The sequence below is a fragment of the Hymenobacter mellowenesis genome (assembly GCF_030581005.1).
Lineage (GTDB): Bacteria > Bacteroidota > Bacteroidia > Cytophagales > Hymenobacteraceae > Hymenobacter > Hymenobacter mellowenesis.
This window is the reverse complement of the sequence record NZ_JAUQSX010000010.1, coordinates 196,399-210,785: the sequence shown is the minus strand read 5'-3', so window position 1 is coordinate 210,785 and position 14,387 is coordinate 196,399. Positions and strand designations below refer to the sequence as shown.

General features: G+C 61.8%; 12 protein-coding genes and 2 tRNA genes. 10 read left to right on the top strand and 4 right to left on the bottom strand.

The genetic code is table 11. The features are described 5' to 3' along the window. Window positions 1–98 precede the first annotated feature (98 nt). From Q5H92_RS18825 to Q5H92_RS18815, 3 genes are all read left to right on the top strand, one after another. Window positions 99–1,658, top strand: coding sequence for a toxin-antitoxin system YwqK family antitoxin (locus Q5H92_RS18825; protein ID WP_305013100.1), 1,560 nt, complete (start codon window positions 99–101; stop codon window positions 1,656–1,658). A gap of 133 nt (window positions 1,659–1,791) precedes the next feature. Next, complete coding sequence (locus Q5H92_RS18820) at window positions 1,792–2,532, top strand: metal-dependent hydrolase (RefSeq protein ID WP_305013099.1); 741 nt, start codon at window positions 1,792–1,794, stop codon at window positions 2,530–2,532. 412 nt (window positions 2,533–2,944) lie between these two features. After that, entirely contained in the window at window positions 2,945–3,943 is a 999-nt protein-coding gene (locus Q5H92_RS18815; protein ID WP_369811164.1) for an NYN domain-containing protein, read from the top strand. Window positions 3,944–4,162: 219 nt separating this feature from the next. Here the strand turns inward: Q5H92_RS18815 and Q5H92_RS18810 are convergent, their stop codons facing one another. Together Q5H92_RS18810 and Q5H92_RS18805 are read right to left on the bottom strand one after the other, a co-directional pair. Further along, complete coding sequence (locus Q5H92_RS18810) at window positions 4,163–4,645, bottom strand: PaaI family thioesterase (RefSeq protein WP_305013097.1); 483 nt, start codon at window positions 4,643–4,645, stop codon at window positions 4,163–4,165. A gap of 121 nt (window positions 4,646–4,766) precedes the next feature. Next, window positions 4,767–5,228 (bottom strand): GNAT family N-acetyltransferase, encoded by a 462-nt coding sequence (locus Q5H92_RS18805; RefSeq protein ID WP_305013096.1) that lies wholly within the window; start codon window positions 5,226–5,228, stop codon window positions 4,767–4,769. A gap of 104 nt (window positions 5,229–5,332) precedes the next feature. On the opposite strand from Q5H92_RS18805, the gene Q5H92_RS18800 reads away from it, so the two are divergent. Together Q5H92_RS18800 and Q5H92_RS18795 are read left to right on the top strand one after the other, a co-directional pair. Continuing rightward, the gene (locus tag Q5H92_RS18800) at window positions 5,333–5,824 is read left to right on the top strand and encodes a YajQ family cyclic di-GMP-binding protein (protein ID WP_305013095.1); all 492 of its coding nucleotides are present in this window, start codon (window positions 5,333–5,335) and stop codon (window positions 5,822–5,824) included. A 163-nt stretch (window positions 5,825–5,987) separates the two neighbouring features. Further along, window positions 5,988–6,764 carry a TerC family protein gene (locus Q5H92_RS18795; protein ID WP_305013094.1) on the top strand — a complete coding sequence of 259 codons (777 nt, stop codon included), beginning with the start codon at window positions 5,988–5,990 and terminating at the stop codon, window positions 6,762–6,764. A 130-nt stretch (window positions 6,765–6,894) separates the two neighbouring features. Here the strand turns inward: Q5H92_RS18795 and Q5H92_RS18790 are convergent, their stop codons facing one another. Together Q5H92_RS18790 and Q5H92_RS18785 are read right to left on the bottom strand one after the other, a co-directional pair. Beyond that, window positions 6,895–7,302 carry a hypothetical protein gene (locus Q5H92_RS18790; RefSeq protein WP_305013093.1) on the bottom strand — a complete coding sequence of 136 codons (408 nt, stop codon included), beginning with the start codon at window positions 7,300–7,302 and terminating at the stop codon, window positions 6,895–6,897. 67 nt (window positions 7,303–7,369) lie between these two features. Further along, a complete protein-coding gene (locus Q5H92_RS18785) occupies window positions 7,370–7,903 on the bottom strand; it encodes an RNA methyltransferase (RefSeq protein ID WP_305013092.1) in 534 nt (177 codons plus the stop codon). A gap of 250 nt (window positions 7,904–8,153) precedes the next feature. Between Q5H92_RS18785 and mutS the strand changes: the two genes are divergently transcribed. From mutS to galB, 5 genes are all read left to right on the top strand, one after another. Then, the gene (gene mutS / locus Q5H92_RS18780; protein ID WP_305013143.1) at window positions 8,154–10,847 is read left to right on the top strand and encodes a DNA mismatch repair protein MutS; all 2,694 of its coding nucleotides are present in this window, start codon (window positions 8,154–8,156) and stop codon (window positions 10,845–10,847) included. Between the two features lie 131 nt (window positions 10,848–10,978). Next, a tRNA-Gly gene (locus tag Q5H92_RS18775) sits at window positions 10,979–11,054 on the top strand. Window positions 11,055–11,106: 52 nt separating this feature from the next. Next, complete coding sequence (locus tag Q5H92_RS18770; protein WP_305013091.1) at window positions 11,107–11,595, top strand: HNH endonuclease signature motif containing protein; 489 nt, start codon at window positions 11,107–11,109, stop codon at window positions 11,593–11,595. 8 nt (window positions 11,596–11,603) lie between these two features. Further along, a tRNA-Leu gene (locus Q5H92_RS18765) sits at window positions 11,604–11,686 on the top strand. A gap of 181 nt (window positions 11,687–11,867) precedes the next feature. Continuing rightward, entirely contained in the window at window positions 11,868–14,342 is a 2,475-nt protein-coding gene (galB, locus tag Q5H92_RS18760; RefSeq protein ID WP_305013090.1) for a beta-galactosidase GalB, read from the top strand. The last annotated feature ends 45 nt before the right edge of the window (window positions 14,343–14,387 follow it).

Genomic DNA, 14,387 nt, shown 5'->3' with positions numbered 1-14,387 from the left:
GGGGTAAATACACCGGAGTGGGGGCGAAGGTTTCCGGAGCCGCAGCCGGGGCTGTAGCTTCGCATTCTATCCTGCCACCCCGCCGCTCCACAAAGTACATGCGCTTTTCCTACACTTTTTCGGCGGTGCTGGCGCTTGTGCTCGGAGCGGCCGCCGTGGCCCCGGCCCAAACCACCCGGCCGCTGCGCCTCGTCACCTACTACGATTCGGCCCATACCCAGCGGCGGGCCGTGTATGAGGCGCAACTGCGCGGCCCGCGCCCCGATACCGTGGCCCAGGGCCCGTTTCGGCGCTTCTGGCGCGATGGCAGCTTGGAGGAGCTGGGCCACTTCACCGCTGGCCAGGCCGACAGCACCTGGACGCGCTACTACCCCGCCCGGGCCGGCCAAGCGCCCGTCGTGGCGCGCCGCCTGCCCATGCGCGCCGGCCAGCCCGACGGCCCGTTCGTCGTCTTCCACCCCGACGGCCGGGTGGCTCAGCGCGGCAACTTCCGGCGCGGGCAGCTGGTCGATTCGCTAGTGACAACCACCAAAAACGGTAGCCCGCGCCTGCTGGCCCGCTTCGATAGCAGCCGGGCGCCGGGGCTGCACGGCGCATTCCGGCACTGGGGTGGCAGCTACACCACCCAGAGCCTCGTCATCGACTGGTTTATGAACCAAGGCCAGGGACTATCTGATGACAACCCCTATCCTCGCCGCGACCCGACGCGCTACTGGACCGGTCAGTTGGCCGCGGGCCGGCTGGTGGGCGCCTTCACGGAACACGATGCCGACGGCGAGCCACGCGCCCGGCTGGTGTACACGGCCCGCGGCCAGTGGCGCCTCAGCACCCTGTACTACCCGGCCGCCTGGCTGCGCCACGAGCAAAGCCAGGATACGCTTCTGCCCGCCGACAGTGTGGTGCACAGCCGGCCGCGGTACGAGTGGCAACCCGTGGGCCGGCGGCCCTACCTGTTGCAGCGGTACTGGCACTTCAGCTACGGCTCAACCGCCGACATGGCCTACGCCGAGTTATTTAAACCCGTCTCTTTCCGGCCAAAGCACCCGCTCATCAACGGCGACGTGGTGGGCGTAGCAAACCGGCCGGCGCAATCGGCCTTCCCCGTGCCGGCTCCGGTGCCTCTGCCCCGGCCGGCCGAATGCCGCGTCCGGCGCAGGGGCAGCGCGGCGGCCAGCGGGCCGGATTTTTACCCGCCGGCGCGCCACTACGGGCCGCCCGTGAGCCTGCAGAAACGGCGTAGCCCAGGCCGCTGGCGCCTGGGCGCCGATACCACCGGTACGGCCATCCGGCCCATGCGGCACCGCGAAACAACCTTGCCAGGCGGGCGCTGGGTAGTGGAAACGCCCTTCGTAAGCCGGACGTATTCGCCCAAAGGGCAGGTGGTGGAAGTGACTCGTTGGCGGTTGGGAGGCCGCCAACTTGAGCGCCGGTACTATACCAGCGGCCAGTGCGAGTCCGTGACCCGCAAAGGCTTGCTGGCCTCGTATAGCCGGGGCTGGAACGAAGCCGGCAAGCGCATCAGCAACGACCTGAACCGCTTGGTGGGGGTGCGGGTAGTCGAAGTGAGCAAGCAAGTCACCCGGCACGGCAAAAAGGAGGTGAGAAACCGAATCCAGCTGCGTTTTCGGAAGCCTAGGGGCAACATTCACTTCCGCTGAGGCCCGGATGATGCGCCTTGCTGTAGTTTCGTGGCCTTGTTTAGTTGTCAGTTGCTCGTTGTCGGTTGTCAGGCCCGTTACGGCCCAACTGAACGAACTGACAACCGACAACGAGCAACTGACAACTAAAACCATGCGCGGCTCTTCCCACCTGGCCATTGGCCTCATCACCGGCGTGGCCGTGGCCGGGCTGGCCCCGGGCATTCCGTTCTCGCTGGCCGGCATTGCGCTGGCCGGCTTCTCCAGCCTCGCCCCCGACCTCGACCACCCCGAAAGCCGCCTCAGCAAGCGCCTCGGCTTCACCCAGAACTACGTGCGCTGGGCCTTTGCCGCCGGCGCGCTGGCCATTGCGTCCTACGCGTATTTCCAGCTGGGCATCGGTTCTGAGCAGCGCCTCTACTACACGGTAGCGCTGGCTTTTGGGCTCATTGGCGTGGGCATGCAGGGCGGCTCGGCGCGGCGGCTGGCGCTGCTTTTCACCGGGCTGGGCACGGTGGTGGCGGGCCTTTATACCGAACAATTGTGGCTGAGTTTGCTGGGAACGTTTGTGGCGCTGGCGCCCTTCACTTCGCACCGTTCCTGGACGCATACCATCTGGGCCACGGCCCTCTGGACCTACATCGGCCACCTGGCCGACCAGCACCTCGGCTGGCGCGGTGTGGCGCTGTTTGCCGGCACCGGCTACGTTTCCCATCTCATCGCCGATTCCCTCACGAAAGCGGGCGTACGGTGGTTTTTACCCCTTTGGGACCGTTCGTTCAAGCTACCGCTCATCAGCACGGGCTCGCCCTCCGGCAACATGCTGGAGGTGGCCATTTGCACCGGCTACGGGCTGCTGGTGCTGGGCCTGGTGGTGGGCCGGATGGGGTTCTGAGCACCGGGCAAAACCGGTGGCTGGTCCAGGTTTCGTCCCCGGCGAAGGCGGGGCGCGGTTTCGTCCTAATTCACTTACTGTTGCATAAGTCGGCCAAGACCATTAGCTTCGCAGCAGATATGCCGACAAATTACGGCCGTATTCAATCTGAGACGTGCTACTATCCAGCGTTTTCAGTCGACTACGTCCACTTGTCAATTCCTTTACGATACAATTAATTTAGCCTTTTTTAGCCGCCGGCCACTGTAATAGGTTCGGCCCCGCTTCTCACTACTACTATTCTGGCTGGCACACGGTACGATGGGGCTTCGGCGCCGTGGTATCAATGGCCTTTCTGCTTCATTCCTAACACCTTGTCCCACTCAACGAAACACTTTTTCTAACCTTACCCCATTCCATAATCATGAACCAGATGAACAGCCCTTTGATTCGGGTTGGTGTCTTCTATGACGGCAACTATTTTCTAAAAATCAGCGACTATTATTATTTCCAGCACGAACGCAAGGCCCGTATTAGCCTCGAAGGACTGCACGAATACATCCGCCACCAAGTAGCCGAAGAAGAGGACGTGGACGTGCGCCTGGCACAAATCACCGACGCCCACTTTTTCCGCGGCCGTCTCTCCGCCACCGAAGCCCGCGACAAGGACCGCCTGTTCCACGACCGCCTGCTCGACGATATTCTTATGAACCTGGGCGTGCAAACGCACTACATGGCCCTCAAAACCCGCGACGGCCGCCTCCAAGAAAAAGGCATCGACGTGTGGCTCAGCCTCGAAGCCCTCGAGCTGGCCCTGCACAAAACCCTCGACGTGGTCGTGCTCATCGCCGGCGACTCCGACTACGTGCCCCTCATCCGCAAGCTCAACACCGTGGGCACCCGCGTGATGCTGCTGAACTGGGACTTCAAATACGAAGACTTCAAGGGCGAAACCCGCGTCACGCGCGCCTCACAGCAGTTGCTGGAGCAGGTGACCTACCCGGTGGCCATGCACGACGTCATCGACCGCGGCCTGCAGCAGCAGGACGAAGTAGTGGAAGCCCTGTTTGTGAACCAGGCCGAGCCCGCCGCCTTCGCGCCCAGCACGGCTGCCGCGCCCAAGCTGGCCCGCCCCACCGGCCCCACCGCCGCCGGCCCCGTGGGCACGCTTGGCATGAGCACCATCAAAAACCTGAAAAATGGCTTCGGCTTCGTGGTAATGCCCCCGAACAACCTGTTCTTCAGCTACGCCGACCTGACCGAGGGCGACTTCAACGACCTACGCGAAGGCGACTGGGTGGAATTCACGGTGGGCCGCAACCACCGCGATGAGGACTGCGCCCGCAATGTGCGCAAAGTGCCCGCCCCGCAAATGGCTGACGGCGACGACGAGTACGAGCCCGTAAGCATGCACGCCTCAGCCGAGCTGTAGGAATTCGGTTGTCATGGCACAGCGTCGCCTGTCATTGCGAGCGGAGCGAAGCAATCCGTCCTGTTCTCAGCGACCAGCCTTCTAATGTGAAAAAGCCCCGACACTGCGCAGTGCCGGGGCTTTTGCTTTCCAATAAAGGCTGTCTGATAAAAGGACGTATCTGGTTTTGACGGATGGATTGTTGCGCTGCGCTCTACTCGCAATGACGGGCGGCTTCAATTACATCACCAGCTTCGCGAAGTCGCGCTTGTTGGCCGGGTAGCGGTTGAAGGTGCCCATGCCGCGCGCTACGGCCACATCTTCCTGGCCTTCCTGCACGCGGTAGATAACGCAGCTGCTCACCACCAGCGAGTTGCCGGCGTGGTCGACCACACCGCGGGCCACCAGTGCATCGTACAGGTGCACGGCGTGTAAGTAGTTCATCTTGAACTCGACAGTGGAAACAAATTCGCCCTTAGTAAAGGCTAGGGTGAGGGCCGCCGCGCCCAGCGCTGCGTCCATCAGGCCGGCCAGTACGCCACCGTGGCAGGTGTTGGGGGAGGAGAGGTGCTCCTCGCGCACGGTCATGCGATATTCGGCGCGGCCGGGCTCGGGCACAGTGAGGGCCATGCCGTTGGCGCGGCCGTAGTGGTTCATCTGGTTGTAGGCGGCCACCATGGCAGCCAACTCGGGCACGGGGCGGGGCGGGTGGGATTCGGACATGGGAAGGACGTGAAGCGGTTTCGGGCAGCAAGTTTGGTGAAAAATGCCGGGCATTGACGGAACTCAAGTGGGTCACTCTTTTTGGTGACGCACGACCAGCCAGCTACGTTGCCGCATCGGCCTACAACTGCTTCCGCATCAGAAAATGCTGGATTTCGCCGAACAGCAGATGCGATGGCTCCACTACGGCATAGCCCAGCTTTTCGTAGAAGCGTACGGCTGCCTCGCGCGAGTGCAGCACGATTTCGGTGATTCCCGCCGCCCGGGCCTGCGCTTCCAGATACGCCACCACCACGCGGCCCAAGCCAGTGCCCGCCGCCTCCGGCGCCACAGCCATGAAGCGCACCTGGCCCTGCCTGTCGCCGGTGGGCTGCAACATGCCTACGGCCAGGGCTACGGGCGTTTCGGTAGCTTCATTGGCCAAAAGCAGCGCGTGGATGGTGCCGGGCTCGTCGTCGGCCGGTACGCGCTCGGAGCCGGGGGGCTGCTGCCAGGGCTGGCGCAACACGGCGTAGCGCAGGTGGTAGTAGGCGGCCCACTCGGCGGGCGTGCGCGGCGGACGAACGGTGGGAACGGAGCTCATGAGGAAAGAATGAAGATGAGGCGCAACCCCGGCCGGTGCGCCGCGTTACCTTTACGCCCCGGCTACGGCCGGTTTCTTGTTCCAAAACTACTTCTCTTCCCGCTATGGCCTCCTTCGACATCGTGAGCAAAGTGGACCCGCAAACCCTGGAAAACGCGGTGAACACGGCCCAGAAAGAACTCCAGACCCGCTACGACCTGCGCGACACCAAGGGCGGCATCGAACTCAACAAAAAGGAAAACACCATCCTGCTGTCGTCGGAAAACTCCATGCGCATCAAGGCGCTGGAAGACATCCTGCTCGGCCGCGTGGTAAAACAGGGCATCGACGGCACCAGCCTCGATTTCACGGCCGACGAGCAGCCTAGTGGCCAGCTTATCAAGAAAACCATCAAGGTGCGCGCCGGCGTCGATAAGGAGTTCGGCCGCAAAATCATCAAGGCCATCAAAGATGCCAAGGTAAAGGTGGAGGCCCAGATGCAGGACGACCAGGTGCGCGTGTCGGCCAAGAAAATCGACGACCTGCAGGCCGCCATCGCGGTGCTGCGCAAGGCCGATATCGGCCTGCCGCTGCAGTTCGTGAACATGAAATCCTAATTGCCGGTTGGCCGCCGCTCTGTCGTGCTGAGCACAGCGAAGGACCTTATCACGCTGACCACAGATGCTGTAATGTCATCGGCGCCGGCGCGATAAGGTCCTTCGCTGTGCTCAGCATGACAAGCACGCTTTCCATTTATTCCTCATTCTTCATTTAAAATAAGTGTACGATTTTTCGGCCTTTACCCACCCGGCTACCTGGGTTAGTTTGCTGACCCTCACGTTTATGGAAATCGTGCTGGGCATCGACAACATCATTTTCATTTCCATTGTCGTGAACCGGCTGCCCAAGGAGCAGCAGGCGCGGGGCCGCACCATTGGCCTGCTGCTGGCGCTGCTGTTCCGCATCGGGCTGCTGCTGAGCATTTCCTGGATTGTGAGCCTGCGCAATCCGCTGTTCAATCTGCCCGATTTTCCGTGGCTCGACCAGCCGTTTGGCGTGACCGGGCGCGACCTGATTCTGCTGGCCGGCGGCCTGTTTCTGATGTACAAGAGCACCACCGAGATTCATACCAAGCTGCAAGGAGAGGAAGAAGAAGAAGTGGGCAAGGGCGGCAATGCCTCGATGATGAGCATCATCGCCCAGATTGTGGTTATCGACATCGTGTTCAGCTTCGACTCCATTCTCACTGCCGTGGGCCTCGTGGATAACGTGCTGGTGATGATTGCGGCCGTGATATGCGCCATGGGCATCATGCTGAGCTTCAGTGGAGTGGTGGCCAATTTTGTAAACAACAACCCCACCATCAAAATGCTGGCGCTGTCTTTTCTCATCATGATTGGCTTCATGTTGGTGATGGAGGCCGCCCACAAGGAAATTGAGAAAGGCTACCTCTACTTCGCCATGGCCTTCTCGCTGATAGTAGAGTTGCTGAACCTGCGCCTGCGCAAGAAATCGAAGAGCAAGCCCGTGCAGCTGCGCGATTCGCAGTACGACTAAGGTTCGTTGTTAAAAAAAGAACGTCATGCTGAGCTTGTCGAAGCATCTCTACCGCTCAAGTAAACCAAATTACTGTTGCGGTAGAGATGCTTCGACAAGCTCAGCATGACGTTCTAATTTATTAGGCTGCTCAAGCCGCCAGAGCCACCACGGCGTCGGCTTGGTCGAGCACGCGACGCAGGGTCATTTCCAGCAGGCGACGGTTCAGCTCGGCGCGGTGCGGGCGGTAGAAGGCGTACTCTTCGGTGGTGAACTGGCCGGTTATCAGGCCCACCACGGTGTAGCGCAGCTTGGTGTTGCGGCCGAGCAGCTCGGCGAGCTGGTGGTGCTGGTCGGTGGGGCGCAGGGCGATGTGGTGGTCGCGCACAAAATCGGCCACTACGGCCAGCAACAGGTCGTTTTGCAGCTTGAGCACGGGCCGTAGCGTGGTGTGCAGAAAGGCGCCGACAGTGCCCTCGGCGTCGGTTGTTTCGATAGGCACAAGGGGGCGCAGGGCTAGCAGGGCGGCGTCGGGGCGGGAAAATTCGGGAGTGGACATGGCAGTCCAACCGCTGTTCATGGCAATGGTTGTCGGAGGGGCCTGGCGGGCGCGAGCGACGAACCCCCTATACCACGCCCAGCTTCACCAGCGCATCCCAAAGCACCACGCCGGCCGCCACGCCCACGTTCAGCGAGTGCTTGGTGCCAAATTGAGGAATTTCCACGGCCACGTCGCACAGCGCCAGCACGGAGTCTTCCACGCCGAAAACTTCGTTGCCCAGCACCAGGGCCAGGGGGCGGCCGGGCTCGGGCCGAAACTGGGGCAGCAGTACGCTGTCGGTGGTTTGCTCCACGGCGGCCACTTGGTAGCCGGCGGCTTTGAGGGCGGCCACGGCGGTCACCGTCTCGGCCGCGTATTCCCAGGCCATGGATTCCTCGCTGCCCAGCGCGGTTTTGGTGATTTCGCGGTGCGGCGGGCGCGGCGTATAGCCGCAGAGGTAGATTTTTTCCAGCGCAAAGGCGTCGGCCGTGCGGAAAATGGCCCCCACGTTGTGCATGCTGCGCACGTTGTCGAGCACCAAAACCACGGGGCTTTTAGGCGTACTTTTGAAGTCATCGACCGAGGCCCGGTTCAGCTCGGCCATTGTAAGTTTTCGCATGAAAATAGCGCGAACTTTGCGGTTCGCTTTGTCGGTTTAAAATGGGGTGGCCGGCGGGTTTGATGCGTTTCGTCAAGCCGCCTCCGCAACTGCGGAAGCTGCTGCCTTTTCCTTGTTCACATCAAAATGCTGCGCCCTGCAAAGGTCGCGCGCCGTTGCCTTGCCTGCACCCAAAAAAGAATTCGTCATCAAGTCCGTCGGCCCCGACCACTTCACCGTGCCCATCCCGGCCGTGAGTGAAACGCCGCTGATGAAGCAGTATTACCAGCTCAAGCAGCAGCATCCGGGCGCGGTATTGCTGTTTCGGGTGGGCGATTTTTACGAAACCTTCGGCGAGGATGCCGTCACGGCCAGCCGCATTCTCGACATCACGCTCACCAAGCGCGGCGCCGGCAGCAGCAGCGAAGTGGCGTTGGCGGGCTTCCCGCACCATTCGCTCGACAACTACCTGCCCAAGCTGGTGCGCGCCGGCCAGCGCGTGGCCATCTGCGACCAGCTCGAAAACCCCAAGGAAGCCAAAGGCCTGGTAAAACGCGGCATCACCGAGCTGGTAACGCCCGGCGTGAGCATGCACGACAACGTGCTCGAACGTCGCTCGAATAACTACCTCGCCGCCATTCACTTCGGCAAAACCGAAGCGGGTATTTCTTTCCTCGATATCAGCACTGGCGAGTTTCTGGCCGCCCAGGGCACGCTCGATTACTTGGGCAAGCTGATGCAGAATTTCAGCCCCGCCGAGGTGCTGTTCTGCAAGAAAAGCCGCTCTGAGTTTGAGCAAACCTTCGGCCCCGACTATTGCACCTACGCGCTGGACGACTGGGTTTTCGGTGCCGACTACGCTCACGACACTCTCACGCGCCACTTCCGAACTACCTCGCTCAAAGGCTTCGGCGTCGACAACCTGAAAGAGGGCGTCATTGCGGCCGGCTGCATTCTGCACTACCTCGCCGAAACCAAGCACACCGACATCCAGCACATCGCCAGCCTCGGCCGCTTGGAGGAGGACAAGTACGTGTGGCTCGACCGCTTCACGGTGCGCAACCTGGAACTGGTGCAGGCCCAGCACCCCGGCGGCGTGCCCCTCATCGACGTGCTCGACCAGACCCTGACGCCCATGGGCGCCCGCCTGCTGCGCAAGTGGATAGTGCTGCCCCTCAAGGAAGTAAGTCAGATTCAGCGCCGCCTCGATACCGTAGCCGCGCTGGTGGCCGATGAGGAGTTGCTCGGCGACCTCACCCAGCACCTGCGCCAGATAAACGACCTGGAGCGCCTGATTTCCAAAGTGGCCGTGCGCCGCGTGAACCCGCGCGAGCTGCTGCAGCTGGCCCGCGCCCTCGAAGCCGTGGCGCCCATGCGCGAGCGGCTGGCCGCCTCCGGCGTGCGCGCCCTGGTGAAGCTGGCCGACCAGCTCAACCCCTGCGCCACCCTGCGCCAGGAAATTCTCACCAAAATCAAGCCCGACGCGCCCATCCTCACCAACCAGGGCGGCGTGCTGAACTCGGGCGTTGATGCTGAGTTGGACGAGCTGCGCGCGCTGGCCTTCTCGGGTAAAGATTTCCTGCTGCAGCTCCAGATGCGCGAGCAGCGCAACACCGGCATCTCGTCGCTGAAAGTGGCTTATAACAAGGTTTTTGGCTACTACCTCGAAGTGACCAACGCCCACAAAGACAAGGTGCCCGCCGAGTGGATTCGCAAGCAAACGCTGGTGAACGCCGAGCGCTACGTGACCGAGGAACTGAAAACCTACGAGGAGAAAATCCTCAACGCCGAGGAAAAGCTGTTCGTCATCGAGCAGAAAATCTACAATGACCTGGTGCTGGCCGCGCTGGATTTTGTGCCTCAAATCCAGCAGAACGCCCGCGCCATTGGCGTGACCGACTGCCTGGCTAGCTTCGCCCTCACGGCGCGGCAGCAGCGCTACGTGCAGCCCGTGGTGAACGACGGCACCCTGCTCGACATCAAAGCCGGCCGCCACCCCGTCATCGAGCGCCAGCTGCCGCCCGGCGAAAGCTACATCCCCAACGACATCTGCCTCGACCAGGACGAGCAGCAGATTGTGGTGATAACCGGTCCCAACATGGCCGGGAAATCCGCCCTACTGCGCCAGACGGCTCTCATCGTGCTGCTGGCCCAGATTGGCTCGTTCGTGCCCGCCGACGCGGCCACGGTGGGCATCATCGACAAGATTTTCACCCGCGTGGGCGCTTCCGACAACCTGAGCAAGGGCGAAAGCACCTTCATGGTGGAAATGACCGAAACCGCCTCCATCCTGAATAACCTCTCAGACCGCAGCCTGGTGCTGATGGACGAAATCGGGCGCGGCACGAGCACCTACGACGGCATCAGCATCGCCTGGGCCATTGTGGAGCACCTGCACAACAACCCGAAGGCCAAGGCCAAAACCCTCTTCGCCACCCACTACCACGAACTCAACCAGCTGGCCGACGACTGCCCCCGCGTGCGCAATTACAACGTGGCCGTGAAGGAGGCCGACGGCCGCATCCTCTTCCTGCGCAAGCTGCAGCCCGGCGGCTCCGAGCACAGCTTCGGCATCCACGTGGCGCGGCTGGCTGGCATGCCCACCTCGGTGGTACTGCGGGCCAACGAAATCATGCATCACCTGGAAGTGGAGCGCACCAGCGCTGGCGCCGAGGATGGCGTGCCCACCGAGTTCGACGACGTGCTGGCCGGCATTGAGCCGAATGGCAATGGCAGCCGCGCGGGCATTGCGGTGCCGCCGCCCCGGCAGCCCGCCACGCCGCAGCCCCGCGCCACGGCGGCCGTGGCGACCGCGCCGCGCGCCCAGCTCAGCATCTTCGAGCCGAGCGACCCGGCCTTGGAACGCATCCGCGAACTGCTGCAACACTTGGATGTGAACACGCTCACGCCCATTGAAGCGCTGATGAAGTTGAACGAGTTGAAGCTGACGTTAGGGAAAGGTTAAATTTTTCGGGCTGAAAATGAAGCAGAAAGGCCCCAGGAGCGGAAATTTCCGCACCTGCTACTTGCATCCTCAAAAAATCGCCCTACCTTTGTCGCACCATTCAGCACAACGAAAATTGTTCTGAACCCCCTGCGAGAGTAGCTCAGTTGGTAGAGCGCGACCTTGCCAAGGTCGAGGTCGCGAGTTCGAACCTCGTCTCCCGCTCCAAAAAGTAAAAAACGCTGTCTTCGGGCAGCGTTTTTTGTTTTAGCCCAATCCGATGGCCGCCACCCGCAAATGCTTCAGCACCGATGACGAGTTCCGGGAGGCCGTGGCCGAAAGCCTGTCGGTGGCGCAGGTGCTGGGCCGCATCGCGGGTTGGTGCCGGCGGCACTACAAAACGGTGAATGCACGCATCGCCCGGCTGGGACTGGATACCAGCCATTTTACGGGAGCGGCCTGGAACCAGGGGGCGCGGTACCGCATGTTGGGCCCGGCATTTTCCTGGGAAAATATCTTGGTTGAGAATTCTACTTACACATCAACTTATCGACTGCGTAACCGCTTGATTGAGCACTGGCTAAAGGAACCCAAATGCGAAGTCTGCGGCTTGGCCGAGTGGCAACAGCAGCCTATTCCCTTAGAGCTCCACCACGCTAATGGAATCAACAATGACCATCGACTTACTAACTTGCAGGTGCTTTGCCCTAATTGCCATGCCTTAATGGGAAATTACCGTGGCAAAAATCAAAGCAGGAAAATGAGGTAACTGTTTATGCCAGAGTGGTGTAATGGTAGCCACGCGACACTTAAACTGTCGTTTCCGAAAGGGAGTACGGGTTCGAGTCCCGTCTCTGGTACTGGAAAGGTCTTTCATCAGTTGATGAAAGACCTTTTTTGTTGCCGGCGGGCTACGAGGGCTGTTGGCCGGTTTGCTTTTGATTTACACAAACGATTGTCTTGTGGCTTCCGGGAAGAAAACGGACCTTTGCTGGCCTGGGCAAACGAACGTTGTGCCCGGCTTCATCAATTGCAAATCGTATGAGCGCATCATTTGGCCGCCGGGCTTTGGGAGGACTGGCCACCTTCGTTTTGTCTTCCACGGCTTTGTTAGTTTCGGCCCAAACGCGGCAGGAATACCTGCTGACCACGGACTGGAAATTCGCCAAAGGCGAGCAGCCCGATGCGGCCAAGCCCGATTTTAAGGACGCCGGGTGGCAGACGGTGCGCGTGCCGCACGACTGGGCCATCTACGGGCCCTTCGACGGCAACAACGACCTGCAAACGGTGAAGATTGAGCAGAACCAGGAGCAGAAGGCCACGCAAAAGGCCGGGCGCACGGGCGGCCTGCCGTTCATCGGCACGGGCTGGTACCGGCGGAAACTGGCGGTGCCGGGCTTCAAAGCCGGGCAGCGGGCCGTACTATTGTTTGATGGCGCGATGAGCGACGCGCATGTGTTTGTGAACGGCAAGGAAGTGGGCAGTTGGCCTTATGGCTACAACTCGTTCTCCTTCGACATCACCTCTTATCTGAAAGCCAGCGGCGACAACACGCTGGCCGTGCGCCTGAAAAACCAGTCGGAAGCCTCGCGCTGGTACCCCGGGGCTGGCCTCTACCGCAACGTACACCTCATCGTGACCGACGACGTGCACATTCCGGTGTGGGGCACCTACCTCACCACGCCCGACATCACCGCCCAATCGGCCACTGTGAAGCTGCGCACCCAAGTGGCCGCTGGCGGCGCCCGCCCGGCGCTGCGCCTCGTGACCGAAATCAAGGATGCGGCGGGCAAGGTGGTGGCCACCAGCACCAGCAACCTGGCCGCGGCGGGCACGCCGGAATTCGACCAGACCTTGCAGGTGCCGCAGCCGAAGCTGTGGTCGCCGGAAACGCCGGTGCTGTACACGGCTTCGTCGAAGCTGTATGCGGGGCAGACGTTGAAGGACACTTACACCACGCGCTTTGGCATTCGCTCGTTCAAGTTTGAGCCGGGCAAGGGCTTCTCGCTGAACGGGCAGCCGCGCAAGTTCAAGGGCGTGTGTAACCACCACGATTTGGGGCCGCTGGGCGCGGCTATCAACGTGGCGGCATTGCGCCGGCAGCTGACTTTGCTGAAGGACATGGGCTGCGATGCCATCCGGACTTCGCACAACATGCCGGCCCCGGAGCTGGTGCAGCTGTGCGACGAAATGGGCTTCATGATGATGGTGGAGGCATTCGATGAGTGGAAGGCGCCGAAGGTGAAAAACGGCTACAGCCAGTATTTCGACGAGTGGTCGGAGCGCGACTTGGTGAACATGGTGCACCGCGACCGCAACAACCCGTCGGTGATTATGTGGAGCATCGGCAACGAGGTGCCCGACCAGAGCAACGCCAACGGCCCCATCATCGCCAAGCGCTTGCAGGACATCGTGCACCGCGAAGACCCCACCCGCCCCGTGGCCGCGGGCATGGACCGCTACGGCGACGACTTCAAGTACGGCATGGCCAACATGCTCGACATTCCCGGCTTCAACTACAAGCCCTACCAATACCCCGACGCCCTGAGCAAGCTGCCCCAGGGCTTCCTGCTGGGCTCCGAAACGGCCTCCACCATCAGCTCGCGCGGGGTGTATAAATTTCCGGTGGTGCGGGCCAAGCAGAAGCAATACGATGATAACCAGTGCTCGTCGTATGACCTGGAAGCCTGCGTGTGGTCGCAGACGCCGGACGAGGAGTTTGTGAAGCAGGACGACATCCCGAACGTGCTGGGTGAGTTCGTGTGGACGGGCTTCGACTACCTAGGCGAGCCCACGCCCTACGACGAGAAGTGGCCCTCGCACAGCTCCATGTTCGGCATTCTCGATTTGGCGGGCATGCCCAAGGACCGGTTCTACCTCTACCGCGCCCGCTGGAACCCCACCGCGCCCACCTTGCACCTGCTGCCGCACTGGACCTGGCCCGGCCGCGAAGGCCAGACCACGCCCGTGTTCTGCTACACCAACCAGCCCTCGGCCGAGCTATTTGTGAACGGCGTGAGCCAAGGCCGCCAAACCAAGACAAAGTCTGACCAGCCGCAGACGCGCTACCGCCTGATGTGGAACGACGTGAAGTACGCGCCCGGCTCCATCAAAGTAGTGGCCTACGACGCCCAGGGCAAAGCCGTGGGGGAAGAAACCCTGCACACCGCCGGCAAGCCCCACCACATCAAGCTAGTGGCCGACCGCACCAAGCTCTCCGCCGACGGCCAGGACCAGGCCTACGTGACGGCCCGCGTGGAAGACGCCCAGGGCAACCTCTGCCCCGACGCCGCCGACCAACTGCAAGTAAGCGTGAGCGGTGCGGGCAGCTTCCGCGCCATGGGCAACGGCGACCCCACCAGCCTGGAGCTGTTCCATAAGCCCCAGATGCACGCCTTCCACGGCCAGCTGGTCGCCATTGTGCAGGCCGCAAACAAGGCCGGTGATGCCGTGCTGAAAGTGACGGCCCCCGGGCTGCAAGCCGGCACGCTGCAGCTGAAAGTGGGCGCGAAATAATCCGTTGAGCAACGCAAAAAGCCCGGCTGCTAAAGAAGCAGCCGG